22 protein-coding genes and 1 pseudogene are annotated in these 25,756 nt (G+C 67.5%); 15 read left to right on the top strand and 8 right to left on the bottom strand.

The annotated features are described in order from the left end of the window. Positions 1-70: 70 nt before the first annotated feature. The 5 genes and pseudogenes from GLP40_RS21945 to GLP40_RS21925 form a co-directional block, all read right to left on the bottom strand. Positions 71-1,468 carry an MATE family efflux transporter gene (locus GLP40_RS21945; RefSeq protein ID WP_154789858.1) on the bottom strand — a complete coding sequence of 466 codons (1,398 nt, stop codon included), beginning with the start codon at positions 1,466-1,468 and terminating at the stop codon, positions 71-73. 314 nt (positions 1,469-1,782) lie between these two features. Further along, positions 1,783-2,829: pseudogene (locus GLP40_RS21940) on the bottom strand (PLP-dependent cysteine synthase family protein); the annotation flags it as partial. Between the two features lie 77 nt (positions 2,830-2,906). After that, the gene (locus GLP40_RS21935; protein WP_328290507.1) at positions 2,907-4,256 is read right to left on the bottom strand and encodes a type III PLP-dependent enzyme domain-containing protein; all 1,350 of its coding nucleotides are present in this window, start codon (positions 4,254-4,256) and stop codon (positions 2,907-2,909) included. A gap of 62 nt (positions 4,257-4,318) precedes the next feature. Further along, entirely contained in the window at positions 4,319-5,281 is a 963-nt protein-coding gene (locus GLP40_RS21930; protein ID WP_328290539.1) for an ornithine cyclodeaminase family protein, read from the bottom strand. A gap of 23 nt (positions 5,282-5,304) precedes the next feature. Further along, positions 5,305-6,384, bottom strand: coding sequence for a TauD/TfdA family dioxygenase (locus tag GLP40_RS21925; protein WP_328290538.1), 1,080 nt, complete (start codon positions 6,382-6,384; stop codon positions 5,305-5,307). Positions 6,385-6,629: 245 nt separating this feature from the next. Here GLP40_RS21925 and GLP40_RS21920 point away from each other — a divergent pair, with 245 nt between their 5' ends. The 6 genes from GLP40_RS21920 to GLP40_RS21895 all read left to right on the top strand — a co-directional run bounded on the left by GLP40_RS21920 (position 6,630) and on the right by GLP40_RS21895 (position 12,884). Continuing rightward, positions 6,630-7,361 (top strand): lytic transglycosylase domain-containing protein, encoded by a 732-nt coding sequence (locus GLP40_RS21920; protein WP_230329804.1) that lies wholly within the window; start codon positions 6,630-6,632, stop codon positions 7,359-7,361. Positions 7,362-7,595: 234 nt separating this feature from the next. Further along, positions 7,596-8,882, top strand: coding sequence for a phosphopyruvate hydratase (gene eno / locus GLP40_RS21915; RefSeq protein ID WP_328290506.1), 1,287 nt, complete (start codon positions 7,596-7,598; stop codon positions 8,880-8,882). 101 nt (positions 8,883-8,983) lie between these two features. After that, positions 8,984-9,670 carry an FtsB family cell division protein gene (locus GLP40_RS21910; protein ID WP_154789853.1) on the top strand — a complete coding sequence of 229 codons (687 nt, stop codon included), beginning with the start codon at positions 8,984-8,986 and terminating at the stop codon, positions 9,668-9,670. Beyond that, on the top strand, positions 9,667-10,215 hold the full coding sequence (locus tag GLP40_RS21905; RefSeq protein ID WP_328290505.1) for a DUF501 domain-containing protein: 549 nt from the start codon (positions 9,667-9,669) through the stop codon (positions 10,213-10,215). The genes GLP40_RS21910 and GLP40_RS21905 overlap by 4 nt, the downstream gene beginning before the upstream one ends. A 52-nt stretch (positions 10,216-10,267) precedes the next feature. Next, positions 10,268-11,284: a Ppx/GppA phosphatase family protein gene (locus GLP40_RS21900; protein ID WP_154789852.1), complete on the top strand. Its 1,017-nt coding sequence runs from the start codon at positions 10,268-10,270 to the stop codon at positions 11,282-11,284. A gap of 133 nt (positions 11,285-11,417) precedes the next feature. Continuing rightward, positions 11,418-12,884, top strand: a complete 1,467-nt coding sequence (locus tag GLP40_RS21895; protein WP_154789851.1) for a peptide MFS transporter — start codon at positions 11,418-11,420, stop codon at positions 12,882-12,884. A 63-nt stretch (positions 12,885-12,947) separates the two neighbouring features. Here the strand turns inward: GLP40_RS21895 and GLP40_RS21890 are convergent, their stop codons facing one another. Next, complete coding sequence (locus GLP40_RS21890) at positions 12,948-13,259, bottom strand: hypothetical protein (RefSeq protein WP_154789850.1); 312 nt, start codon at positions 13,257-13,259, stop codon at positions 12,948-12,950. 203 nt (positions 13,260-13,462) lie between these two features. Here GLP40_RS21890 and GLP40_RS21885 point away from each other — a divergent pair, with 203 nt between their 5' ends. Next, positions 13,463-13,831 (top strand): nuclear transport factor 2 family protein, encoded by a 369-nt coding sequence (locus GLP40_RS21885; RefSeq protein WP_154789849.1) that lies wholly within the window; start codon positions 13,463-13,465, stop codon positions 13,829-13,831. Positions 13,832-13,930: 99 nt separating this feature from the next. Next, positions 13,931-14,794 carry an alpha/beta fold hydrolase gene (locus tag GLP40_RS21880; protein ID WP_230329803.1) on the top strand — a complete coding sequence of 288 codons (864 nt, stop codon included), beginning with the start codon at positions 13,931-13,933 and terminating at the stop codon, positions 14,792-14,794. Between the two features lie 69 nt (positions 14,795-14,863). Here the strand turns inward: GLP40_RS21880 and GLP40_RS21875 are convergent, their stop codons facing one another. Beyond that, on the bottom strand, positions 14,864-17,608 hold the full coding sequence (locus GLP40_RS21875; protein WP_328290504.1) for an ATP-binding protein: 2,745 nt from the start codon (positions 17,606-17,608) through the stop codon (positions 14,864-14,866). Positions 17,609-17,961: 353 nt separating this feature from the next. Here GLP40_RS21875 and GLP40_RS21870 point away from each other — a divergent pair, with 353 nt between their 5' ends. The 4 genes from GLP40_RS21870 (at position 17,962) to GLP40_RS21855 (ending at position 21,789) form a co-directional block, all read left to right on the top strand. Beyond that, entirely contained in the window at positions 17,962-19,443 is a 1,482-nt protein-coding gene (locus GLP40_RS21870) for an MDR family MFS transporter (RefSeq protein WP_154789847.1), read from the top strand. 401 nt (positions 19,444-19,844) lie between these two features. Then, positions 19,845-20,969, top strand: coding sequence for a Nickel transporter NicT (gene nicT, locus GLP40_RS21865; RefSeq protein WP_154789846.1), 1,125 nt, complete (start codon positions 19,845-19,847; stop codon positions 20,967-20,969). 135 nt (positions 20,970-21,104) lie between these two features. Continuing rightward, entirely contained in the window at positions 21,105-21,539 is a 435-nt protein-coding gene (locus tag GLP40_RS21860) for a hypothetical protein (protein ID WP_154789845.1), read from the top strand. 55 nt (positions 21,540-21,594) lie between these two features. Continuing rightward, on the top strand, positions 21,595-21,789 hold the full coding sequence (locus GLP40_RS21855) for a hypothetical protein (protein WP_154789844.1): 195 nt from the start codon (positions 21,595-21,597) through the stop codon (positions 21,787-21,789). Between the two features lie 65 nt (positions 21,790-21,854). On the opposite strand, the gene GLP40_RS21850 is transcribed toward GLP40_RS21855, so the two are convergent. Continuing rightward, positions 21,855-22,268: a hypothetical protein gene (locus GLP40_RS21850; protein WP_154789843.1), complete on the bottom strand. Its 414-nt coding sequence runs from the start codon at positions 22,266-22,268 to the stop codon at positions 21,855-21,857. A gap of 864 nt (positions 22,269-23,132) precedes the next feature. Between GLP40_RS21850 and GLP40_RS21845 the strand changes: the two genes are divergently transcribed. The 3 genes from GLP40_RS21845 to GLP40_RS21835 all read left to right on the top strand — a co-directional run bounded on the left by GLP40_RS21845 (position 23,133) and on the right by GLP40_RS21835 (position 25,527). Further along, positions 23,133-24,380, top strand: coding sequence for an alpha/beta hydrolase (locus GLP40_RS21845; RefSeq protein ID WP_154789842.1), 1,248 nt, complete (start codon positions 23,133-23,135; stop codon positions 24,378-24,380). Positions 24,381-24,436: 56 nt separating this feature from the next. Next, the gene (locus tag GLP40_RS33330; RefSeq protein WP_196054756.1) at positions 24,437-24,658 is read left to right on the top strand and encodes a hypothetical protein; all 222 of its coding nucleotides are present in this window, start codon (positions 24,437-24,439) and stop codon (positions 24,656-24,658) included. 227 nt (positions 24,659-24,885) lie between these two features. Further along, positions 24,886-25,527 (top strand): TIGR03085 family metal-binding protein, encoded by a 642-nt coding sequence (locus GLP40_RS21835; protein WP_328290503.1) that lies wholly within the window; start codon positions 24,886-24,888, stop codon positions 25,525-25,527. The last annotated feature ends 229 nt before the right edge of the window (positions 25,528-25,756 follow it).

Raw genomic sequence — 25,756 nt, 5'->3', positions numbered from 1 at the left:
CGTGTTTCCTCCAGGTTGCCCCCGCCCAGTGACGACCTGCTTGCGGGAAGGTGAGATTTGGATGTCGGGACTAATGGCGGAGGCTACCGGCCAGCAGTCGCGGATGTTCCTGCTCACGGGCATGGAGCAGGGCGAAGTAGCGGCGCAGCATCAGGGCGGCTGTGGTCGCCAGACCGGCCGTGAGCCCCCACCAGACGCCCACCGCGCCGAGGCTGGCCGGGAACGCCAGCAGCAACGCCGTGGGCAATCCCACACCCCAGTAGCCGACCACGGAGAGCCGGAAGCCGGCCCCGGTGTCCTCGAGTCCGCGCAGCAGACCGACTCCGATGTTCTGGGCGGCGTCGAAGAACTGCAGAACGATGGCGATCACCAGCAGCGTGTGCGCGAGCGCCACGGTCGCCGAGTCGCTGTCGGCGAGGAACGGCCGCAGCACCCCGTCCGGCGCCAGCACATACGCGATCCCCGTGACACCGGCCATCAGTCCCGCGCACCGTAGCGCCAGCCATGCCACCGACCGCGCGTGCGCGAACTCATCGCGCGCCACCGCCTTGCTCACCAGGATCGACGCACCGTGTGAGAGCCCGATCGCCACCTGGAACACGATGTACACGATCTGAGACACGACATTGTGCGCGGCCAGCGCCGCCGACCCCAGGCTCCCCATCACCAGCGCCAGCACCGAGAACATCCCCGCCTCGGACCCATAGGTGAGCGCGATCGGCGTCCCCAGCCGCAACTCCTCCCGCACCGTCGCCGCACGCACCGGCCACATCCGAACCGGCAGCGTCGCACCGAGATTCGGATTCCGCCGCACCATCGCCCAGAACACCCCGAAGGTGATCGCGAAAACCAGCGAGGTCGCCACGCCGACGCCCGTCAACCCCAGTTCCGGCGATCCCGCCCACCCGTGTATGAAGGTCAGCGCCAGCACCAGATTCAGCACCACCGACCCCAACGTCACCAGCAGCAACGCCTGCGGCCGCTGCATCCCCACCGTGTACTGCCGCACAACCTGAAACCACAGGCAGGGCACCAGCCCCGGCGCCAACGCGACCATCATCGGCCGTGCCTGCACCAGCACCTCCGCGTCCTGTCCGAGCCACCGCAGCGTCCACCCCGATCCGATGAGCAGTGCGCCCCCGAGCAATCCGGCGACGGTCGCAATCAGAAAACTCGACCTGACAACCTCCCGCACCTCTCCCTCGGCGCCCCGCCCCTGCTTCTCGGCACGACTCACCACGGTGGCCACCTGATTACCCGTCCCGGTAATCAACCCCACGCACATGGTCCGAATCTGGTTGAACAACACCAACGCCAATCCGCCCGCCGCCACCTGCCGCACCCCGAGCGTCCCCATCAACGCAATATTCGTGGTGGACACCGCGACCTGAGCCAACTGGGTCACAGCGATGGGCGCGGCAAGCGAAGTCAGCGCCCGCCCATCGGATTGCCGTAGCCCCCCGATCATTTCGCGGCAGCCTCCTCCGCGATCGCCGGTGCGCTGTCCGGCATGTGAATGGTGTACGTATCGCCACGCGCGGTTCCGTGCATGGTCGCGATGAATCGCGCGACCAGATCGGCCTGGTCGGTCAGCCGCTGCCGATGCTCTTCCAGGGCCAGGCGCATCCGATCGTCGTTTCCGGCCAGGAGGTCGCCGATCTCATGGGCGGGCATGCCCAGGGCGGACAGCGTGTGGATCAGTTCGGCCTGCCGGGTCAGGCCGGTCGGGTCCGTGCCGCCCGCCTGATGCGGCAGCGCGTGATCGAGATGGCGCATGAGTTCGATTTCCCGAGGATCGGGCCGATATGCGGGCCGATGCCGCCGCAGCAATTCCACGATCTCGATTTCGCGAGTCTTGTCGACGAGGTGGCGGTCGTGCATCCACTGCTCGTCGAACACCGTGTCCAGATACTTCTCCCCGTCATCGTTGACGATCGCCACGATGACGGAATGAGGCGGATAGTCGTCGAGTCGCGTGAGGGCCGCGAGCACTGTGCTGCCCGACGAACCGCCGATCAACAGGCCGAGTTCGGCGGCCAGCGCGCGGGCGGTCGCGAAGGCGTCGACATCGGAAACCTTGATCCGGTCTCGTTCATCGATCAGGTGCAGGTCCTGATCCACATGAATACCGGGTTCCGCACCCAGCGGCGTCCCCGTCCCCGACTGCCAGTAATCGTGCGCCGGGCCGCCGAAGGCGATCGAGCCTTCCGGCTCGACGCCTACCAGCCGTGGCCGGCAACCACGGTCCCGCAGCCCACGGGCGGTACCGAACAGCGACCCGCCCGTGCCGACCGCGCCCACGAGGATGTCGACCTTCTCGAGGGCCTCCAGCAGTTCTTCCGCGAGCCCGTAATAGCCGACGCCGTTGGCCGGGTTGTCGTGTTGCGCCGAGAAGAAGGCGGTCGGTCCTTCCAGCTCGGCCATCTCGGCCGCACGTTCCTCGCGCGCCGAGGTGGACAGCCCGTCATCGCCCTCATCGGACACGAATTCGAGCACGGTTCCCATGGCCCGCATGGCATTCAGCTTCGCCGCGCACGCATGGTGATCGACCACCGCGGTGAACCGATACCCCCGCTCCCGCGCCACGACGGCAAGCCCCAATCCGGTATTCCCCGAGGTCGATTCGATAATGTGCCCACCCGGCCGCAACACCCCGCGCCGCTCGGCGTCCACCACCATCGCCCGCGCCATCCTGATCTTGGCGGACCCGGTCGGATTCCTCGTCTCCAGCTTCAGCAACAGCCTCGACCCGGTCGTTCGGCTGACACCCAGCTCGAACAACGGCGTCTGTCCGATCAGCTCCGACACACGCCTGGCAATAACCGGCATGGAGGTTTTCTCCTTCGAAAGGTCATGATTACTCGGAATAGGGCAGACCAGAGCCGTGAACGAAGCCGACGGCCACGTTAGTCCACGGTTCGAGGCACTTCCAGATGCCACTCGAAACTTCGCACTCCCGAAACATCGTTCAACACGACTTTCGGCGGAATGGGGAGATCATGGAAAGCGGACTCATTGGAATCCATCTGATACCCGGCCGTATTAGGGTAAATGAGCAGATCACCCATTTCCGCGGCGCGCGGAAGCGGAACCCTCCGCCAACTGAGCATGTCGCCTTCGAGGCAGGTACATCCACCAATGCTGGTCGGTGTCATCGATCCCGCCGACTGGGGCCACAGAATGGGGTCGGGCAGGTACTCACTGTTGAACCATTGCTCGGAGAGGCTGAGGCTGCTGCCATTCACGGTGAGGATGTCGTACGGGACGCCATATGCGATGCGGGTTTTGATGCCCTGTATACCGAAGACGCTGCAACCAGCGTGGTCGAGGAGAGCGCGGCCGGGCTCGATGGCCAGCCGAATTCCGGCCTCGCGCAGGCGCGCGCCGAGGTCGTTGTTCGCCAGTACCGCCGCGAGCATGCGGGGGCCCGGTTCGGGGAAATGGTAGGGGTAATAGGACTTCGGGGACAGAAACCGCTCATTATGGAACCACCGGGGGTTGACCAGCTTCGTGAAGGCATTCCAGGCCTCCGCTGGAACGTAGTCGACACCGAATCCGCCGCCGATGGAGATTGTGGTTATCGGGTGGCCGAGAGAGCGGGCTTCCGGACAGCGCTCGAGGAGCGACGCGGCCATCTCGGCGCGCGGCGCGGCCTCATAGCCCGTGAGGTGAAAGCTGAAGCCCTCCAGGCGGATCGCCGTGATGTCGGTCCGGGTCAGGGCAAGGTCGAGTTCGAAATCCGTCAGGCCGAAACGACTCTCGGAGCCCGGTGGTTGCACGCGCAGCAGAGCACGCGACGGAATGCCGAGCCCGGCCAGCCGGGCGAGCTCGTCGAGGTTGTCGATGGCGACCAGGGCGCTGTAGCGCGCCGAGAGTTCCAGTAGGTCATCGGATTTGGCGGGCCCGGTGACCATCAGATCCGCGCCCCGGATGCCGCCGCGCAACGCGGCCAGGAACTCTCCCCCGCTGGAGACGTCCAAGCCCGTACCTGTTTTCGCGCAGGCGCCGACGACACTCGGGGATTTGTTCGCCTTTTTGGCGTAGTAGATGTCCCCCCTGACCTCGGCGTCGGCGAACACCTTCTGAAAGGCGCGGATGTTCTCCACGATCCGGGCGGGATACATGATGTGGAAGGGCCCGCCGACGTTCTCGGCGATCGTGCGCAGCAGATTCGGATGCTCGAGTAGACGCCGTTCCCAGTCGTCGCGGTGCGCGGGCAGTGGGGTGGCAGTGATATCGAAGATGCCGGGCGACACGGTCAGCGGATCCAGTATGTCGGTCAGCGTGCTCTCCTTCTATCCGGCGGTCCGAAAGCGTCTCAGTCCCATAGCGATACCTCCGTGCCACGACCTTCGGCGATGGCGCGATCGGCGAGGGCGTGTGCCACGGCGATGTCCGTGAGGACCAAGCCGCTGTTGTAGACGAAAACGCGCTCGTCGGCGGTGGTACGGCCTACGGCGCGGCGGTCGAGGATCCGGGGTAGCTCCGCGTCCACCTGGCGCAGCCGGCCGTCGGGACCGGCCATGTCGGTGCCGGTGAGGGCCATCTGCTCCGCGCTGGTGGCGATTACGCGGTCGGCCTCGGCCAAAGTGGAAGGGGCCAGCCCGTAGCCGACCAGCACCACGGTCGCGCCGGGCGCGAGGTCCTTGGCCTCGATGGCGACTCGGGTGCCGGGGCCGGCGGTGGCGAGGATGACGTCCGCTTCGCGGGCCGCCGCGTCGGGATCGCTGACGATGTCCAGCTCGGCCTGCGGATGATGGTGCAGCAGTTGCCGATGCACCGCTTCCAAGCCCTCGGGGTGGGTGCCGTAGAGCATCAGTCGGTTCAGGTGCGGATTCGCCGCCAGTAGGTGGGGTAGCGCATTGCGGCCCTGCGTGCCGGTGCCGATCAGCAGCACGCTGCGGGCGCCGGGGCGAGCGCACTCGCGGACCAGCAGGGCCGACACCGCGGGTGTGCGCAGCGCTCCGACGCGTGCGCAATCCATCAGCGCGATAGGGGTTCCCGTCGAGTCGTCGTACAGCGAAATCGTGGTGAAGTACCGCTTGTTCGATCTGTCGTGGTGCGGGTCGAACTTGTAGCTGGTCTTCATGGCCACCACCCGGCGGCGGCCGTCGCGGCCCAGCATGGCGTAGGCCACCGACCAGCCGTCGGGGTGCGCCACGCTGAGCTTGCGGGGGTTGTCCGAATCGCCGCTCGCCAGCGCGAGATACGCGTCCTCGACGGCGCGCACCACCTCGGCGGGGCTTATCGGGACGTCGGCCAGGTCGCTACGGGACAGCACCCGCAGCGGGGTAGGTCGGGCATTCACGTATCGATCCCTCGGCTCGTGCGGAATGGTGCTACCACGCGCTGGCCATACCCGTTCTCGGCGGCCTCGGACGCGTCGCGACGACGCTGGGGCAGCCGAATGTTCACCCGCTTGAGCCAGCGGTCGGTGCCGTCGTAGCGGGGGGTGAACGGCACCCGCCCGTGCACCACGACGTCATTGTCCACCAGCAGGAGTTCTCCGGGGGCCAAAGCGGCGGTGATGCACACCCTTTCGAGCTCCGCGGCCAAATGTCCATACGCGGACCGGAATTCGAGGTCGGCGCTGTCGAGCGGGGTGTACGCGGGGTCGAAGCGCAGTGTCAGATTGCCCTCGTCGCTGCCGAGGGCGGCGACCGGCGGCGCGAGCGCATCGCCGAACGCGGTGCCGTAGGACACGTCGGGCAGGATGGGCAGCAGCGCGCGGCTCAGCGTTTCCCGTTGCGCCGCATCGAGTTCCACGCGCCGCACCGATGACACCGTGGTCCCCACCCGTTCGGGGTTGCGCAGGCAGCCCAGCATGAGCAGGTTCGCTCGGTCGGGGTGGAAGGCGTCCTCGGTGTGCGGGCTGAGCAGTGTCGTGCTGCTCGCTCCCGACTGCTCGTGCTCGTGTCCCGGCGTCGGAACGATGTTGTTCACCAGCCGCCCGCCCTGTTGTCCCTCCCACCCGAATGGCTCACCGGCACACCGGGCCAGCAAGAGCATGGCGATATCCAGCTCGAAGGATGCCGAGCGCTGTGCGCGATCCCCGGCCCGGGCCGCCGCCTCGCGCCAATCGTGTGGCGTGGCGCCGAGTTCGTCATCGGTGACGGGGAGGGTGCGGATCACGGTCGCGCCCGCGTCGGTGGCGGGCGGGCGCATGGCCTCGTGCACCGTGTCCGGCAGCCGGCCGTACTCGGCGTCGATGTGGTGCAGCAGGATCGGGTGTGAGAGCGTGGCTGCTATCTCCGGGCGAGCGCCGACTGTGACGGCGATCTCACAGGCGAGGTGACGCACCGCGCGCGCGGCGGGTTCCGGTAGGTCGCGCCGTTCGATGTCCGAGGGGTGAAGCGTCTGACGTTCGGAGAGAACGCTTTTCACCAAGGGGAGGGCCTTCCTGGCTCGGCGGTGTCATGGTGATCTTGGCTCGGCTGACGACCGTATTAGCCGCGATTTGATTTGGCAAGCCTTACCTAACGGTGTGTTGCGGAAATAGCCGACGAGTATTGAACGCTTTGTTGGCGGAGGCCGGTCCGACCCGATCGCGCGTCGCGACTCGGCGCGCGTGTTCACGTTTCTCGCCGCGCGCCCGATCCACCTGGATGATGAGAGGGGTGCGAATCCGAATGGCCGGCCGACGGGCCCTACCGACCCGCGCCGGCCTGCTGGGCGCGGCCGCCGCGCTGGTTCTGCTGACCGGTTGCGGGACAGGCGATCTCACGCCGGTGCCGGATGACATGCCGCCGGGGGCGGGGGCGCCCGTGCCGGTGATCGATCTGGATGCGCCGGGGCGCACGGCTGTCGCCCTGCGGAGCTGGGCGGAGGCGCAACACGGGCCGACGGGGATTCCGGTAATGGCGCTCGAGGCTTACGGGTATGCGGCGGCGGTGATGGCGCGGACCAAGCCCGAATGCGGGATCGGGTGGACGACGCTCGCGGGGATCGCGAGCGTGGAGAGTCGGCACGGGTCGCACGGAGGGTCGCATATCGCCGATGACGGGACGGTGTCGCCGCCGATTCGCGGACTGCCGCTGGACGGTTCGCCGGGGCGTGCGCGGATTCTGGATATTGGTTCCACCGAGGCGAATCCGGTGTACGTGCGGGCGATGGGTCCGTTCCAATTCATTCCGGAGACCTGGCAACGCTGGGGCGTGGACGCGAACGGCGACGGGAAGATCGATCCGGACAATATCGACGACGCGGCCTTGACCGCCGCGCGCTACCTCTGCGCGATGGGCGGTGACCTCACCGGCGCCCCGGGCTGGCAGCAGGCCCTGCTCACCTACAACCAGTCCACCACTTACATGAACACAGTCCGCTACCGAGCCGCCGCCTACAGCGTCGGCCGCCGGGTCTGAACGAAAGCCCTTCACCACTAATCGCGACACGCCCAAAGGTTCGCGGCCGTCTCGATTCTGGACTGACGGAGCGGGGGAGCGAAGCGGAGGAGCGGAGGAGGGAAGAATCGAGACCTCAGGGCCGCGAACCCGCCCCGGAGCGAAGCGGAGGGGCAAATAAAGCACTGCTAGGCTCGTCAGCGCACGGGATCGCCGTGCGACCTGCCGAGTCAGTAGCCGAAGGAGTGTCGTTTCGTGGCCATCATCGAACAGGTCGGAGCTCGCGAGATCCTTGATTCGCGTGGCAACCCCACCGTCGAGGTCGAGATCGCTCTCGACGACGGCACCCTCACCCGCGCGGCCGTGCCCTCCGGTGCGTCCACCGGTGAGCACGAGGCCGTCGAGCTGCGGGACGGTGGCGATCGCTACCAGGGCAAGGGCGTGCAGAAGGCCGTCGAGGGCGTCCTCGACGAGATCGCCCCGGCTGTGATCGGTCTCGACGCCGTCGAGCAGCGCACCGTCGACCAGACCCTGCTGGATCTGGACGGAACCCCGGACAAGTCGCGTCTGGGCGCCAACGCCCTGCTGGGCGTCTCGCTCGCGGTGGCGCGCGCCGCGGCCGAGTCCTCGGGCCTGGAGCTGTTCCGCTATGTCGGCGGCCCGAACGCCCACGTCCTGCCGGTGCCGATGATGAACATCCTCAACGGTGGCGCGCATGCCGACACCGGTGTGGATGTGCAGGAGTTCATGATCGCCCCGATCGGCGCGCCCACCTTCAAGGAGGCGCTGCGCTGGGGCGCCGAGGTCTACCACACCCTCAAGTCGGTGCTGAAGGCGCAGGGCCTGTCCACGGGTCTGGGTGACGAGGGCGGTTTCGCGCCGGACGTCGCGGGCACCCGCGCCGCGCTGGACCTGATCGCCTCGGCCATCGAGAAGGCCGGCTACAAGCTGGGCAGCGAGATCGCGCTGGCCCTGGACGTGGCGGCCACCGAGTTCTACACCGCCGGACAGGGTTACAAGTTCGAGGGCCAGGTGCGCAGCGCCGCCGAGATGAGCCAGTTCTACGCCGACCTGCTCGGCCAGTACCCGCTGGTCTCCATCGAGGACCCGCTGTCGGAGGACGACTGGGACGGCTGGGTCGCCCTGACCGACCAGATCGGCGACAAGATCCAGCTGGTCGGCGACGACCTGTTCGTCACCAACCCGGACCGCCTGGAGGAGGGCATCGCCAAGGGCGCGGCCAACGCACTCCTGGTGAAGGTCAACCAGATCGGCACCCTGACCGAGACCCTGGACGCGGTCGAACTGGCCCACCGCAACGGCTACAAGACCATGATGAGCCACCGGTCCGGCGAGACCGAGGACACCACCATCGCCGACCTGGCGGTGGCGGTCGGCTCCGGCCAGATCAAGACCGGCGCCCCGGCCCGTTCGGAGCGCGTGGCCAAGTACAACCAGCTGCTCCGCATCGAGGACGCCCTGGGTGACTCGGCGCGCTACGCCGGTGACGCCGCCTTCCCGCGTTTCGCGTTCGAAGGCTGAATAATCGGTAGCTCGAGCCCCGACGTGGCTCGAGGGGTCTCAGGGCCCGTACCCCCGAGAGCCCCACGAGTTGGAAAATCGGATGAGTTTCGAGGTGTGAGATGACGGAGCGACGGGCGCGCGGAACCAGTCCGGCAGGACGAAGTGACCGGCGCCCGTCGCGCTCCGTTCGCGCCAAGAACGCCTCGGGCGCCAAGCGGACCGAAACCGCCACCGCCGTCTCGAAATCCGGCGCCGCCTCGAAGTCCTCGAGGTCGGGCGGCGCCCGCGCCGCCTCCGGGCAGTCGGCTGCCAAGCGGCGGACCGCCACCAGGGCGAATGCGAAGCCCGAACGGCGCGAACGCAAGATCCTCGGCTTATCCACGGGCCGTGCCGTGCTGCTGGCCGCGGTATTGGCGGGCTTGGCGCTCACCTTGGCGGTGCCATTGCGCACCTACTACACGCAGCGGTCGGACGCCGGCGAGCTGGCCACCCAGCATCGCCAGCTCGAGGAAGAGGTCGCAAACCTGCGCGATCGTCGTGCGCAGCAACAGGATCCGAATTACATCAAGGCCGAGGCCCGAGACCGCCTGCGCCTGGTGATGCCGGGCGAGACGCCCTACATCGTGCAGATCCCCGAGATCGAGCAGCCGGCCATTCCGGCCCAGCCGGCCAAATCGCGGGAGCCCGACCCCTGGTACACGCAGCTGTGGAACAGCGTTTCGTCGCCGCAGCCCGTGGCCGCCCCCGCTCCACCCGCGCCGGCGCTCCCGCCGCCCGCCCCCACCGAGGAAGGACAACCCAGGTGACCGCAGCCGAGAACGACCCCAGCGAGCGCGATCTCGCGATCGTCGCCGAGCAACTGGGCCGGGCTCCGCGCGGCGTGCTCGCCATCGCCTACCGCACTCCGGACGGCCTGCCCGCGGTGGTGAAGACCGCGCCCAAGCTCCCGGACGGCACCCCCTTCCCGACGCTGTACTACCTGACGGACCCCCGCCTGACCGCCGAGGCGAGCCGTCTCGAGACCACCGGTCTGATGCGCGACATGTCCGAACGCCTCACCCGCGATCCGGAACTCGCCGCCGCCTACCGCGCCGCGTACGACAGCTATCTGTCCGAACGCAATGCCATCGAAGACCTCGGAACCGACTTCGCCGGCGGCGGCATGCCGGACCGCGTCAAGTGCTTGCACGTCCTGATCGCCCACTCCCTGGCCAAGGGCCCGGGCCTCAACCCGCTCGGCGACGAGGCCGTCGCCTTGGCCGCCGACCACGGGTTGCGCGGCACCGCGATTCCGGCGGACTGGCCGAAATACGATCAGTACCGCACCGATTCGGCCGCAGGCCAGGCGTGAGTCGGACCGGTCGCGAGACGCATTCAGTACCACTCGAATTCAGGGGTCAGTGATGAGCAAGGCGGAATTCGCCCAGAGCGCGGCCGGAGCCGGGAGCGCGGCGGCCGAGGGACACGAGCGGATCGCGGCGGTCGACTGCGGCACCAACTCCATCAGGCTGCTCATCGCCGATGCCACTCGAAACGATGATGGCGCACCGCATCTGACCGACGTGCACCGCGAAATGCGGATCGTGCGGCTGGGGCAGGGCGTGGATGCCGCGGGCGCGCTGAATCCCGAAGCGATCGAACGCACTCGGGTGGCATTGCGCGACTATGTGGATCTCATGCGCAAGCATGGAGTGACGCGGGTGCGCATGGTCGCCACCTCGGCCACCCGCGATGCCTCGAACCGCGAGGACTTCTTCACCATGACCGGCGTGGAGCTGGGCCGGGTGGTGCCCGGTGCGCAGGCCGAGGTCATCACCGGCGACGAGGAGGCGCGGCTCTCGTTCGCCGGTGCCGTGGGTGAACTGTCCAGTGCCGCAGGGCCCTTCGTGGTGGTCGATCTGGGTGGCGGGTCCACCGAGGTGGTGCTGGGCGACGCATCGGGCGTACAGGCGGCGTACTCGGCCGACATCGGCTGCGTCCGGATCACCGAGCGGTGCCTGCACGGCAATCCGCCCACCCGCGAGGAGGTCGCCTCGGCGCGCTTCTTCGCTTCGGAGCGGCTGGCGCAGGCGTTCGGGGTGGTGCCGGTGGAGCGCGCGCGCACCTGGGTGGGCGTGGCCGGAACCATGACCACGATCGCCGCGGTGTCGCTGGATCTGCCCGAATACGATTCGGAGAAGGTGCATCTCACGCGTCTGTCGCTGCCGGAGCTGCGCCGGGTGTGCGATCGGCTGATCGGCATGAACCACGACGAGCGGGCCGCGCTCGGACCCATGCACCCGGGCCGGGTGGATGTGATCGGCGGTGGCGCGGTGGTAGCCGAAGTGCTCGCCGACGAGCTGGCGCGCCGGGCGGGAATCGGTGAGCTGATTGTCAGCGAACACGACATCCTGGATGGCATCGCGCTATCCATCGCCTGATCGGAGCCCTTTTCGAGCGAATTCGGGGCATCTGTCCATCGCCCTGCTCGTCCTGAACGTTCCCTGAGCAATTGTGACATGGGTTAATACCTGAGGTTGCTGTCAGATTGCCCTGTGTGGGAGGGTCTCGGGTATGTCAGGAGTAGCTCAAAACGCGAAACCGGCCACCGAACGCACCCTGTTCGGCCATCCCATCGGTATCGCGAATCTGTTCGGCGTCGAATTGTGGGAACGATTCTCGTTCTACGGAATGCTCACGATTCTCGGCTACTACCTGTATTACACGACCACCGACGGCGGTCTGGGTCTGGCCAAGTCCACCGCCACCGGCATTGTGGGCGCCTATGGCGGTCTGGTCTATCTGTCGACCGTGCTCGGCGCGTGGGTCGCGGACCGCCTGCTCGGCTCCGAGCGCACCGTCTTCTATGGCGGTGCCATAGTCATGGCCGGCCATATCGCGCTGGCGATCCTTCCGGGGCTGACCGGTGTCGGCGTCGGTCTGGTGCTGGTCGCACTGGGTTCGGGTGGCTTGAAGGCGAATGCCTCCTCGCTACTGGGAACCCTGTACGAGAAGAACGATCCGCGCGCGGACGGCGGCTTCACGCTCTTCTATCTGGGCATCAACCTGGGCGCCTTCGCCGGTCCGCTGATCACCGGTCTGCTGCGGGATCACGTGGGCTTCCACTACGGCTTCGGCGCCGCCGCCATCGGTATGGCGATCGGCCTCACCCAGTACGTCATCTTCCGCAAGAACCTCGGCGAGCATGGCCGCGATGTGCCGAACCCGTTGCCGCCCATCGCGATTACGAAGGTCATGGCGGCCCTCGCGGCGATCCTCGTGGCGGTCGCCATCGCGTGGGCGACCGAGCTGGTGACCCTGTCCAACCTGCCCGACGCCACCACCGTCGTGATCGTCGCGGCGTCGATCGCCTACTTCGCCGTTATGCTGACCAGCGAGAAGGTGACCGCGGTGGAGCGTACCCGGGTGCGCGCGTACATGCCGCTGTTCATTGCCAACGCGGTGTTCTGGTCGCTGTTCCAGCAGATCTTCACCGTGCTCGCGGTGTACTCGGACGAGCGCATGAACTGGTCCATCGTCGGCTGGACCGCACCTTCGAACTGGATCGGCTCCATGGAGCCGGTGTGGATCATCGCCCTGTCGCCGCTGTTCGCGATCATGTGGACCCGCCTGGGCAAGCGCTCCCCGAGCACCCCGCGCAAATTCTCGCTGGGCGTGATCGGCATGGGCGCGGCGTTCCTGCTGTTCACCCTCTTCGCGGGCGCCCACGGCAAGTCGGTCTCGTTCGTGATCGTCTTCTTCATCCTCGGCGCCTTCGCCGTCTCGGAACTCATGCTCTCCCCGATCGGCCTGTCGGTCACGACCAAGCTGGCCCCCAACGCCTTTCGCGCGCAGATGATGGCCCTCTACTTCTTCTCCGTCGGCATCGGCACCTCGATGTCGGGCGTGCTGTCCAAGTTCTACGACCCCTCCCACGAACTGGCCTACTTCGGCCTCACCGGCCTGGTGGCCATTCTCGTCGGCGCCATTGTCTGGACGATCGCCCCCTGGATCAGCCGCCACATGGAGGGCGTGCACTGACCTGTCGAACCGCGGCCGCCGAGCCGAATTCGGTTCGGCGGCTTCGCTATCGGTGGACCCGGTTCACATGCCCGGCATGGCGAGGAATTCGTAGATGTCGATGGTTCCGCCACATTCGGTGTGCGGATGTCCCTTCAGCACGTCCACGAGCGCCTCGGTGGAGCTGGCCTGCAAGATGGAGAAACCCCCGATCGCGCCGTCGGCGTTCAGGGATCCCGGCCCCAGCGGAGACCCGAGGTCGACAATCGCGGACCCGGCCCGTGCGGCCCAGTCCTTCCATGCCCGCATCCCCGCCGCCTGGGCATCCGGGGTGCTCTGGGCCATTCGCTGTCTGGTGCTCTGATCCGACTTGTAGAGCACGAGGAATTTGGTCATCGGTGACTCCTGAGTGGCCTCCCCCGACTATTTGCCAATCGTATGCCGATGCTCCGGCGGATGGTGAGGAATCCGCGGCCGGATGCGACCGCCGGCCGGTCCCGGCGGGACTGGTCGTGAGTACTTAAGTGCGACAGATTCCCGGTCGCCGCGATCTTCATAACGTTGTCCTCATCACCTTCACACCACCGAGGAGAACCACGATGAGCGACATCAACGAGCTGGTCGAGCGCTACATGACCGCCTGGAACACCACCGACGCCGCCGCCCGGGCGGCCCTGATCGCCGAGCTGTTCACCGACGACGCCGAATACACCGACCCGCTGGTCTCCGTCCGCGGCCACGCCGGCCTCGACGCCACCATCGCCGCGGTCCAAGCCCAGTTCCCGGGCCTCGAATTCCGCCTCGGCACCCCGGTCGACGCCAACCACCACATCGCCCGCTTCACCTGGCACCTCGGCGCCCCCGGCACCGAACCAGTGGTCATCGGCTTCGACGTCGCCGCCATCAGCACCGACGGCCGCATCGAACGCGTCTACGGCTTCCTCGACAAGGTCCCCACCGGGCTCTGAACCTCCCCGTTTTCGTCATCCCGGCGTGCTTTTCGGCCGGAATCCAACCCGACCCGGTATCGCTCGGAGGGTATGGATCCCGGCCGAGAACATGCCGAGATGACGGAGGGCGACACCGAAAACTCTGTCAGACAAGGGATTCCCATGTTCTTCACCACCCCTACCGACGGCACCAGGCTCGCCTACGAGGATTACGGCACCGGCCCGGCAATCGTGTTCGTCGCCGGAGCCATGCTCAATACCGATATGTGGGAGTACCAGATCCCCTTCTTCGCCGAGCGCGGCTACCGCTGCATCGCCCTGGACCGGCGCGGCCACGGTCGCTCGGATCGGCCGCGCGGCGGCTACGACCTCGACACCACCGTCGCCGACCTGGCCGCCCTGCTGGAACACCTGGACCTGACCGAGGTCACCCTGGTCGGACATTCCACCGGCGGCGTGGAGGCCGCGCGCTATCTGGCACGGCATGGCGAATCCCGGGTGGCGCGTGTGGCTTTCGTGTCGGCGATGCTGCCGTTCCTGGAGTTCACCGACGACAACCCCGGCGGTGCGCCGGTCGCGGTGCTGGAGGACATGCTGCGCCGTATTCGCGCCGATCGGCCCAAGTGGCTGGCCCGGCAGTCGCAGCTGTACTTCGCCGAGCAGTGGGGCAATGAGGTGTCGCCCGAGCAGTCGGACCTCACCTACCGACAGTGCCTGTCCACCGCGCCGTGGGCGACGCTGAAGATCCAGGAGGCGGTCTTCCACGCCGACAGCCGGGAAGCCGTGCGCGCCATCACCATTCCGGCGCTGATCGTGCACGGCGACGCCGACTTCTCGGCGCCGATCGATATGACCGGCCGCCGCACCGCCGAACTGATGCCGAGCGCGACCTACCGCGAATACCCGGCCGGCGGGCACGGGCTGTATGTCACCCACGCCGAGCAGCTCAACGCCGACCTGCTCGAATTCATCAAGGCATGATGGCTCCATTACGGTCGGGTGCGGGAAGCGCACTGGCCCAGCAGGTTTCCCGCACGACGGTCGGAGTGATCAATGAAGCTGCGCGGCGATGTCTTTCAGTTCGCCTCGCGAGGTGACGCCGAGCTTCGGATACGCCTTGTACAGGTGATAACCGACGGTGCGGTGACTCAGGAACAGCTGGGCGGCGATGTCGCGATTGGACAGTCCCTGTGCGGCGAGGCGAACGATCTGCAACTCCTGCGGGGTCAGCCCGGTCGCGGAACTTCGCGACGGGGCCGGATCGGCCTCCGGCGCGCCGGCGGCGGTCAGCTCGTGACGGGCGCGCTTGGCCCACAATTCCAGCTCCAGCCGCTCGAAGACCTCGAGAGCCTCGTGCAGCCTGGTGCGCGCCTCGGTCTTGCGGCGCGCTCGGCGCAACCATTCGCCGTAAAGCAGGGCGGTGCGCGCGAATTCGATGGGACGGGCTTCCCGATCATGGGTCGCCAACGCCCGCGCGTACAGATCTTCGGCCTGATCGTCCTGCAGCAGCGCGCGGCAGCGTAAAACCAGAGCGTCGGCCCACGGCTGACCCACCGATTCGGCCCAGCCCTCGAAATTCGCGAAGGGCGCGGCGGCCCGCTCCGGGGCTCCGATCCGGACCGCGGCCTCGACCAGATCGGGAACGGCTCGGATAGCGCAGATATGGTGATCGAACGGAACTTTGGTCAAACGTTCGAAGCGTGACAGCGCTGGCTCCGCGCGACCGGCTCCGAGCTCGAGCAGCCCCAGCGACCAGTGCGCCCAGGGTGCACCGGGTGCGATCGCTCCCGGCCTGTCCCCGGTGAGCCCCAGTTCGGCGTGCGCCCGGCACTCGGCTTCGTCGCCGCGCAGAGCATCCACATGCGCCAGCACACTGCTGAGTTGTCGCACCCACTGCTGTTGGCCGGTGTCACGCGCGAGGTCGCGAGCTTCGACCGTCGTGGTGCGCGCGTCGCGGAGGCGTCCGGTGAAAATGTCGGCTTCGACGGCGAAGAACAGCACGGTCGGCAATCGTCCGGCCGCACCGGCAGCGCGGTGCCGCGCCTGCAGGGACATGGCCAGATCGAAGGCGGGCTCATCCTGCCCGCGCGCCAGCGCGATTCCGCAGAGAATCGACAGCATCTGCTCGGAAACCTCACCAAGCGCGCGGATTTCATCGAGCGTATCGGTGAGGGACAGCGGTTTGCCAGGGCCTCGATCGAAGAGCCTGCTGATGTATCGCACAACGGGGGTCACCGCCAGCTCGTCCGCCAGCCGCAGGTCCGCGAGCTGCTTCAGAACCTCGGTCAATTCTGGTTCGCCCAGATACCACCCGGTGTGCATGGCCTGAACCAGCAAGCCCGCGGCCTGCTCCGGTTCGGCGCACGAAATGCTCGCCGCCGCGTCGGTCAAGAGCCGGTGCGCCTCGGGGAACTCGCCCTGCCAGAACCGGGCCAGCGCCTGCACCTGGGAAAGGCCGGCGCGCAATGACTCCGAGCCGACCTCGCGGGCCGTGCGCCGGGCCAGGTCCGCGGCCCGCTCCACATCACCCGACTCCAGCGCAGCCTGCGCGGCGAGAGCCTGGCGTCGCGTCCGATCCTCCGGCCGATCGCTGAGCCGGGCCGCCCGATCGTAGGCCGCGGCCGCCGCCTTGTGCCCGCCGCGCTCGCGCGCCCGAACGGCGCTGCGCTCCAAGGCATCCGCCACCTCGGCATCCGGACCGAGGGTCGCGGCCGCCCGATGCCAGGCCCGGCGATCCGCCTGCTCGGGCGCGTCGAGGGCCTCGGCCAGGGCGCGATGCACCGCCAGACGTTGACCCATCGGGGCACGTTGATAGACCGCCGCTCGAATCAGCGGGTGGCGGAACGTGATCGACAGGTCGGTACCCGTTCCGCGCTGCAACAGACCCGCCGCCTCGGCGGGTGCGAAATCATCGATACCGGCACCGAGGCTCGCCGCCGCGCGCAGCACGACGGCGGGCTCGCCGGTTTCATCGGTGGCGAGCACGGTCAACAGGATCTGGGTCGACTCCGGCAATCGGCTGATGCGGCCGTGGAAGGCCAGGCGCAGCCGATCGGTCAGCGGCAGCGCGCCGGCGGTGAGATCGGGCGTCGACTCGGCGGCCATCGCGAGGGGCAGTTCCCGCAGGGCAAGGGGATTGCCACGTGCTTCGGCCAGCAGTCGATAGCGCACGGCCGGGGTGAGCGTGTGCTCATCGAGCAGAGCCACGGACGCCTCGTGCGATAGACCGGTCAGTCGCTGCTCGGGCAGTCCGACGGCCTCGAAGGACCCTTCGCCCTCTCGGACACCGAACAGCATGGCCAGGCCCTCGGCGTGCAGTCGCCGTGCGGCGAACAGCAGCGCGTCCTGCGAAGCCCGGTCCAGCCACTGCGCGTCGTCGACGACCACCAGCAGTCCGGCGCCGTCGGCATAGTCCGTGAGCAGCGACAACACCGCCAGACCGGTGAGCATGGGCTCGCGCCCGCCCGGCCCGAGGCCGAGGGCTCCCGCCAGTGCCTGCCGCTGTGGCTCCGGCAGGCCGGACAGTCGTTCCAGAGCCGGACGCAGCACCAATTGCAGTCCGGCGAAAGGCAATTCGGCTTCGACCTCGACGCCGGTGCCACGCAGCACCCGCAACCCATCCGCGTGCGTGACGGCATATTCCAGCAACGCCGTCTTGCCGATCCCGGGTTCGCCGCGCAGCACCAGCGCCGCGCTGTGCCCGTCGCGAGCGCCCGCGATCAGGGCGTCGAGCGCCTCCTGTTCCCGCTCCCGTCCACGGAGCGGCGGATCCTGTTCGGCCACGGTTGTTCTCACATCCTCCCGCCCCGCAGCCGCCACACCGCGCCGGGGCATCCTCATCCATCATGGCCGGTGCCCGATTCCGCGCTGATCGGAGCTCGCGCCCAGATTACGTGACCTGGTTCACTATCCGATCTCGATGGTGGTGATAAGTGCTGGTGGTAGCCCGTTTTCGGTCTTCGCCAGGGCTGCCGGACGACTGAAATTCGGATGAATTCTGTCGGACCCCGCCGGAATACTCGTCCGCGACCGATGAGTTGAGCGACCTGTGCCCGTCTGCATCCATGTGGCGCGCCGGAAGGCGCAGTCGCCGACTCCGTATCGGGCCACCGCTACTCCTCGAATACGAACACCTCCGGAGGTTTTCGATGCCCGACATATCCGCTAGCTCGACCAAGCAGCGGACGCCAACGGTCATCCGGTTGCTGGTGCTCGCGACCTTCACGGTGATCTTGAACGAGACCATCATGATCAATGCGATTCCGCGGCTCATGACGGATCTCCATGTGACCGAGCGGTCCGCGCAGTGGGTGTCCACCGCGTTCATGCTCACCATGGCGGCGGTCATTCCGGTGACCGGCTGGTTCCTGCAGCGCGTCACCACCCGTAACGCGTACGCCCTCGCCATGGGCGTCTTCCTGGCCGGCACCGCGCTGGCCGCCATCGCGCCGTCCTTCACGGTGCTGCTGATCGGCCGGGTCGTCCAGGCCGGCGGTACCGCGGTCATGATGCCGCTGCTCATGACCACCCTGATGACCGTCGTCCCCGAACAGGACCGCGGCCGCGTGATGGGCAATGTCACCCTGGCCATATCGGTGGCTCCGGCCATGGGTCCGGTCATCTCCGGCCTGGTGCTCCAGATCGGTTCCTGGCGCTGGCTGTTCGCGCTGGTGCTGCCCATCGCCGCGGCGGTGACCGCGCTCGGCCTGCGCAAGCTGGAGAACGTCGGTGAGCCGCAGACGGGTTCGATCGACTGGTTCAGCGTGGCGTTCGCGGCCTTCGGTTTCGGCAGCCTGGTCTACGGCCTGAGCAAGTTCGGCGCGGGCAATGCGGCCTCCCCGGCGCTGATCGTCGCCGGTGGTCTGGCCCTGGTCGCCATCTTCGTGTTCCGCCAGGTGTACCTGCAGCGCAACGGCACCCCGCTGCTCGATCTGCGAATCCTGTTGTCCGGCACCTACGCCAAGGCGCTCGTCCTGATGGCCGTGGCCTTCCTGGCCATGATGGGGTCGATGATCCTGCTGCCGCTGTACCTGCAGAACTTGCGTGGGCTGAGCCCGCTGCAGACCGGTCTGCTGGTCATGCCCGGCGGTCTGGCCATGGGTCTGCTCGGGCCCACCGTGGGCCGGGTCTTCGACCGGTTCGGTGGCCGTGTCCTGGTGATTCCGGGCGCGATCGGCGTCACCGCCGCGCTCGCCGGCTTCACGCAGATCTCGCTGACCACGCCGTACGCGGTGCTGCTGGCGCTGCACATGCTGCTGATGGCCTCGCTGGCCGCGGCCTTCACCCCGGTGTTCACCCTGGGCCTGGGCGCGCTGCCGATGCACCTGTACTCGCACGGCAGCTCCATGCTGGGCACGTTGCAGCAGGTCGCCGCGGCCTTCGGCACCGCGCTCGTCGTGACGGTCATGACCTCGCGGGCCACCCACCTGGTCGACGGCGGCGCCAACCCGTTGAACGCTCACCTCGACGGCATGCGGCTGGCCTTCGCGGTCTCCGCTGCCCTCGCGGTGATCGTCATCGTCATGGCGGTGCTGCTCCCGAACCGTTCCGAATCCCCGGAGCCGATCGAGGATTCCGCCGAGGCGCTGGACGCCGCCGGCGTGCACGCACCGGAGCTGGTCAAGGACTGACAGCTGAGAAGTCGACAGCGCCCGCGGCCGAACGCCACGGGCGCTGTTCGCGTTGCAAGGCCCTGAACCCCGAATTTCGCCTCGAGCGCGAGCGATCCCGATCGATCACTCGCAGCTTGTTTGCGCGGATCACCGTCGTTCTCCTCGGTGGTGTGCACTTGATGACGACAAACGTCATGAAGATCGCGACGCCCGCGAATCTGCCGCACTCGAGTACTCACGGCCGGTCTCCAGCGCCTCTGTATAGTCGGGCGGACATCTTGTGACGATGTCGGGAATCCGGTGCAAATCCGGGACGGTCGCGCCACTGTGTCCGGGCCACCACGGCTCGGGAGTCAGACCTCGCCTCGCCACATTCCTACGTGCGGGGACGCGGGTTCCCCGAGAAGGTCGCAGCGAGCATGTCCGTCGAACCCCGTCCGAATACCGCTGCGCGCCGGCGTCTGCGTCATGTCCTGCACGACTGGTCGCGGCGGGACTGGATCGAGGCGGGCGTGCTGCTCGGTGTGGTCGCGGCCATTCACGTGGTCGCGTTCGGGTTGTTGTTCGGTGCGGTGGCGCCGCACAGCTATCAGCTGGGCTCCCAGGTCTTCGGCGTCGGATTGGGTTTCACCGCCTACGCGTTCGGTCTGCGTCATGCCTTCGACGCCGACCACATCGCCGCGATCGACAACACCACCCGCAAGCTGATGGCCGACGGGCAGCGGCCCAAGTCGGTGGGATTCTGGTTCGCCATGGGGCACGCGACCATCGTGTTCGTGCTGGCGTTGCTGGTGGTGGCCGGTGCGCGGGTGGTCGGCGAACTGGTCGACGATGAGTCGCCCACCCGCAAGACCCTCGGCATCGTGTCCACGGTGGCGTCCGGATCGTTCCTGTATCTGATCGGCCTGCTGAATGTGGTTGCGCTGATCGGGATCTGGCGCGTGTTCCAGCGCACCCGCCGCGGCGAATTCGATGCCGAGGAGCTCGAAGCCGCCTTGCAGGCGCGCGGCGCGCTGGCCCGCATCCTGGGCCCCATCATGCGGGCGGTACGCCGCCCGGCGCAGGTGTACCCGGTGGGCGTGCTCTTCGGTCTGGGCTTCGACACCGCCACCGAGGTCGCCCTGCTGGCCCTCGCCGGTTCCGGCGCCGCGGCCGGGCTGCCCTGGTACGCGATCGTGGTGCTGCCGCTGCTCTTCGCCGCGGGCATGAGCCTGATGGACACCCTCGACGGCCTGTTCATGAACGTGGCCTACGACTGGGCCTTCTCCGAACCGATCCGCAAGATCTACTACAACCTCACCATCACGGCCCTGTCGATCGCCGTAGCGCTGATAGTCGGCTCGATCGAACTCATCACCGTCCTCCACGACGACGCCGACTTCGTCAACCCCATCACCGACTGGATCGCCGGAATCAACCTCAACAACGTCGGATTCGGCATTGTCGGCCTGTTCGTCCTCGCCTGGATCATCGCCGTCGCCTACTGGCGCTGGGCCAAGCTCGAACAACGCTGGGCGCCGGTTCGAGGGATCGGGCCCCGATGAGGCGCCGTGCGGATCACCGCTCACCGCCGGTCCGGAGTTGGTCGACGACGCATCCGATGTGGTGGCTCGATGGCCCCTGGTTTTGGGGGCCGCACTGGTGCTAACGATGTCCGGGGATCATCCGACGAATGGACCATGAGCCCCAAAAAGCGCAAGGTTCAACAGTTCTCGGCGAGAGCCGGTGGCATGGCCGCGGGCGTTGCCGCACTCGGCGTCGTCGCGAGCGTGACCGCGCTGACCGCGCCGTCGGCCTCGGCGACCGTCACCGGCATCGCGATCGCGCCCGCGTCCACCCTCGGCGCACACCGGTACGGAACGACCTGTTCGTACACAGTGACCGTCACGGTGGACGACGACAGCCAGACGGTCTACTTCTTCGAGGAGGGGCAGGGGCCCAGCGGATTCGCCGAGGCGAAGCCCTCCGGCGGCGTCGCGAAGGCGACATGGATTCCGTCCTCGACGAAGATCACCTACATCTACGCCGTCCAGCCCAACGCGTCGGCTCAGATCCGGCTGCCCGTTGATGTCGGCACCGGCGTCAACCTCGGATCCGCCTGCGTCGCCATCTGATTCGCTACCACCCTGGTTCTCGGTCGCAACCGCCCCATATTCAGAGGAGTTTCAAATGTTCGCACGGCGTGGAATCTTCGTCGGGGTCCTGATCGGCGCGGCGACCCTGGTCGGCGGCGGCGCCGCCATGGCCGCCCCCCTTCCGCTCGAATCGCCGGCTCCGGCGCCGGCCGAGCCGGTTGCCGGCGGATTGTGCAACCTCGACCCCGCTATCGCCCTGTGGTGCTTGATCGCCAGCCCATCGGCGTAGATGTTGTCTGCCCGCGTCCGCGTCCCCGGTGGACGGCAGCAGCGCGGCTCTGTGCGGCCTCCCTGTCAGCCGAGGTGGTCGAATCGCTTCTTCGTAGTCGTGACGGGCGAATTCAGGGTGAGGTCGAGGACGGTGACCGTGATGTCGGTGATGGATCCGGATTGAAATGTGGCGGAGTCGCCGAACAGTTGGACGGGATTCACTGTGACAGTGGCCTGTTGGGGCTGACCGATGCAGTTGGCGGGTGCGAGGGAGCTGCCGTTGACCGCGGAGCCCAGGAAGGGGGTGGCGCGGACCGTGATCGACAGTTCCGCGCCGAGCCCGGCGGTGCACTGGTACGAAACGCTGATCACGGCATTGCCATTGGTCTCGCGGGCGGAGTCAACGGTGAGGGTAGCCGCGGCGTTCGCGGTGCCGGAGGCGAGGGCGGTGGCGGCGGCGAGCGCACCGAGGGAGGTGACGAGGTTGCGTGCGTACACGGTGTGTCCTTGCTGTCCGGGACGGATTCACGGCTTCCACACGAAGCGCCGGCAGTGCGGCTTGCCGCTCGGCCCGCCGCCCTGCGCCCTACCTCCGCAATGCCCTTGGCCTGCACTATTTTTCGGAAATTCGGCGCTTCGGGGGTGACAATAGTGCATAGCAAACCAACCGTGATGGTTTTTTGCGAGTTTCGTATCGATCGACTCCCGGACATGGGTGCCGATGCCCGGACGATCAATCACATTGAGACGTCGCCGAACTCAGCCCTTCGGCTTCGTCTCGTCGCGAACGGGCGGATGAGAATCAGGTCGAGCAGCCGGCTGAGCGCGGTGCTCGCGGTGGAACGGGGCTGCTGGATCTCATGGCCGAGCAAGCGCGCCAGATCCCCGAGTGCGCTCGTCGGATCGGGCGGGGACTGGATCAGTCCCGGTAGCCGGCAATGGCGTGGTCGCGGCCTGGTCGAGATGGTATGAGGCACACGGGATCTGGGTCCGGAATGATTGCTCGCCCGCGTGCAGGACGCCACCGTTGGCGAGTGCTGCCCGGGCGCGGAACGGCTGTCGGCGTTCATCCGTGACCACATCGGCATCGACGGGCGGCACCAGCTACTCGACATACTTTCTCAGGGGCAAGTAGCTGGTGGTATGGCGGTATCGCCAGCGGGCCGCGGGTAGGATCGCGACATGGATGGTTACCGCCGCAGTCGATGAACCGGGCCGGGTCATGGCAACGGATCCGTGTTCCGCGCCGGACGACCCACGCATCGGCGGAATTGCCGACCGCGAGTTCCTCGGTCGCGAACCTGTCGCGCCGAAGGCAGCCAGCCGCGGCTACACAACCACCACACCCGCGAGGTGGCCGAAATGAGGGTGTCGCTACTGGACGGGTGGTTTCCCTGGGCACTGCGGATCGCGTCAGCGATCCTGGTGGTGCTCGCCACCGGTTGGCGCGATCGCCGATGGCGCGCGCGATGGTTGCCGATTACTGCGGGCGCGGCGGCAGTGGGGGCCTTCGGGGCGTGGGTCGCTGTCCCAGCCATGCTGGCCTTGACCGAACCCGTACCGACCGAAGCGTGGATCTGGCTCGCGGTGTTGCTGTTCGCGGCGCTCACGCTGATCGTCGGCTGGCGCGGCAACCGTTGGTGGCGGCGCGGAGTCGCGCTGCTCGCCATCATGCTGACCACCGCAACATCGGTCAACGCCGTCAACGCCGCGATCGGCTATTACCCCACGCTCCGCGACGCCTGGCGCACGATATCCCATGCGCCGATGCCCGCCGCGGTCGACCTTTCCCAGCTCGGCGCCGTTCCACCCACGACGTCGACCGGCCGGCTCGTGGCCGTCGCTATTCCGGATACGCTCAGCCACTTCCGACACCGCCGGGAATTCGTCTACCTGCCCCCGGCCTGGTTTCACCGGCCTCGACCACAGCTGCCGGTACTGGAACTGATCGGCGGTGTGTTCGCCGCTCCGGACGACTGGATCCGCGCGGGCCACGCAATCGAAACCGCCGACGCCTACGCTCATCAGCACAGCGGGCTCGCACCGATCCTCGCGTTCACCGACGCCACCGGCCACGTCACCACCGACACCGAATGCGTCAACGGCACCGCCGGCAACGCCGAGGACCACCTCGTCAAGGACATCCCCGCCTACATAGTGTCCACTTTCGACGCCAAGCCCTCGCCCCGCGACTGGGGTGTCCTCGGTTGGTCCATGGGCGGCACCTGCGCCGTCGACCTGGTCGTCGAGCACCCCGACACCTTCTACCATTTCGTCGACATCTCCGGCGACCTCGGCCCGAACCTGGGCAGTAAACAGCGCACGATCAGCAAACTGTTCAACGGTGATGCCGCGGCGTGGGCCGCGCACGACACACTCACCGTGCTCGCCCACCACGGTCCCTACCACGACGTGACGGGGCTGTTCGTCTGCGGCACCGCCGAGCCGGCACACATCCGCCACGCCAGCCAACTCTCCACCGCCACACGGCGAGCCGGCATCCCCACCGAACTCACGATCCTGCCCGGCGACCACACCTGGAAGTTCGCCGCACAAGCCTTCGCCGTAGCCCTACCTCGGCTAGTCGACCAAATTCGGTCCGGTCCCTGAAACCCCGGGGTGGAATCCACACCGGCATCGATGCCTACATCGCCCTGCTGACCCGGATGGGCGGGTTGTTCGACATCGCCTTCGTCCGCGAGCGGATCATCACCGAGGGTTCCGACGCGGTCCTGAGCTGCACCGTGGAGTTCGCCAGGCGTACGACGGGAAGGGTCGTCGCCATGCCGACGGCCGAGATGTTCACCGCCGCCGGCGATCTGCTCATCGCCGGCCAGGTGTACTTCGCCGACCCGACCCGGCTCCCCTCGGCTATCGACGAAGGCTGATCCACCAGCTCCGCTCACGATACGAGATCCTCGAGGAATTTCCGCACAGGCATTTCAGCGGATCTCACCGTCGGCGAGCCGTGGCTCTTTCGACCCGAGTTCTGAATCCGAATAATCTCGGACGAGGAACAGGACCTGCACGATAGACGGCCTCGTGCATGCCGACGTTCGAATGTTCTTATTGCAGAACGAAGCTCGTCAGATCGACACTCGCTATAATTTCGTGCGTGGCCGGTCCGTTCTTCGATGCCGTCGAACGAGAACAGCTTGCCGATCTGCTCGACGAGCTCGGCCCCGCGGCGCCCACGCTTCTCACCCCATGGACGACGCGTGATCTCGCGGCGCACCTCGTGCTCCGCGAACACGACCCGCTGGCCGGACCCGGACTCGTCCTTCGGGGTGCCTGGGGTCGCTTCGCTGAGCGGCGGCGAAGGGTGCTCGCGCGCAAGGACTTCCGCTCGCTGGTGTCCACCATTCGATCCGGACCGCCGCCGGGCCTCTTCCGGATCGGATGGGTGCGGCGCGTCCCCAACCTCAACGAGTTCTTCGTTCACCATGAAGATGTCCGCCGAGCCAACGGCCGCCGTCCCCGTGGGAACTCGTCCGCCATGGATGCCGCGCTCTGGCATAACGTCGCCTGCGCGCCATGGCTACTCGCCCGCCGCCTGCACGGTGCGGGACTCGAACTCGAGTGGACCGGCACAGCCGAGACCATCCGAGCCCGGCGAGGAAATCCCACAGCGCGTATCACCGGCCTTCCAAGCGAATTGCTGCTATATCTCTTCGGCCGTCGAAGCGCCGCAGAGGTCAAACTCAGCGGCCCCGTCGAAGCGGTCGAGGCGGTCCGTCGGACGCATTTCGGCATGTAGGTGCGCCGCGGCGACGGCCGGAGCGGTTGGAATGCTCTTCGAGAAAGGCGTAGGCCAGGAGGTGGCACGCGCCGGCGCGAAACACGGAACGTACATGCGATCAGCGCGACCGATCCAGCCGAGCTCCCGCCTCGAATCGGGCAGGGACAGACCAACCTGGCCGAGAGAACCCTCCAGCGTTCGGAAATGGTTGGGCGGTCTACCGATACTGTGCTCGATGCGGCACTCC

This window comes from Nocardia aurantiaca, from assembly GCF_009708175.1.
In the GTDB taxonomy this organism is placed as follows: domain Bacteria; phylum Actinomycetota; class Actinomycetes; order Mycobacteriales; family Mycobacteriaceae; genus Nocardia; species Nocardia aurantiaca.
This window is presented reverse-complemented; position numbering and strand designations above follow the sequence as displayed.

Bases quoted from the DNA above. Each gene is read 5' to 3' on its own strand.
- GLP40_RS21845 (WP_154789842.1), top strand. From the start codon at position 23,133: ATGAGGGTGTCGCTACTGGACGGGTGGTTTCCCTGGGCACTGCGGATC.
- GLP40_RS21890 (WP_154789850.1), bottom strand. From the start codon at position 13,259: ATGACCAAATTCCTCGTGCTCTACAAGTCGGATCAGAGCACCAGACAG.
- GLP40_RS21860 (WP_154789845.1), top strand. From the start codon at position 21,105: ATGAGCCCCAAAAAGCGCAAGGTTCAACAGTTCTCGGCGAGAGCCGGT.
- GLP40_RS21870 (WP_154789847.1), top strand. From the start codon at position 17,962: ATGCCCGACATATCCGCTAGCTCGACCAAGCAGCGGACGCCAACGGTC.
- GLP40_RS21885 (WP_154789849.1), top strand. From the start codon at position 13,463: ATGAGCGACATCAACGAGCTGGTCGAGCGCTACATGACCGCCTGGAAC.
- GLP40_RS33330 (WP_196054756.1), top strand. From the start codon at position 24,437: ATGGGCGGGTTGTTCGACATCGCCTTCGTCCGCGAGCGGATCATCACC.
- GLP40_RS21895 (WP_154789851.1), top strand. From the start codon at position 11,418: ATGTCAGGAGTAGCTCAAAACGCGAAACCGGCCACCGAACGCACCCTG.
- GLP40_RS21880 (WP_230329803.1), top strand. From the start codon at position 13,931: ATGACGGAGGGCGACACCGAAAACTCTGTCAGACAAGGGATTCCCATG.
- GLP40_RS21945 (WP_154789858.1), bottom strand. From the start codon at position 1,468: ATGATCGGGGGGCTACGGCAATCCGATGGGCGGGCGCTGACTTCGCTT.
- GLP40_RS21855 (WP_154789844.1), top strand. From the start codon at position 21,595: ATGTTCGCACGGCGTGGAATCTTCGTCGGGGTCCTGATCGGCGCGGCG.
- GLP40_RS21920 (WP_230329804.1), top strand. From the start codon at position 6,630: ATGGCCGGCCGACGGGCCCTACCGACCCGCGCCGGCCTGCTGGGCGCG.
- nicT (WP_154789846.1), top strand. From the start codon at position 19,845: ATGTCCGTCGAACCCCGTCCGAATACCGCTGCGCGCCGGCGTCTGCGT.
- GLP40_RS21900 (WP_154789852.1), top strand. From the start codon at position 10,268: ATGAGCAAGGCGGAATTCGCCCAGAGCGCGGCCGGAGCCGGGAGCGCG.
- GLP40_RS21910 (WP_154789853.1), top strand. From the start codon at position 8,984: ATGACGGAGCGACGGGCGCGCGGAACCAGTCCGGCAGGACGAAGTGAC.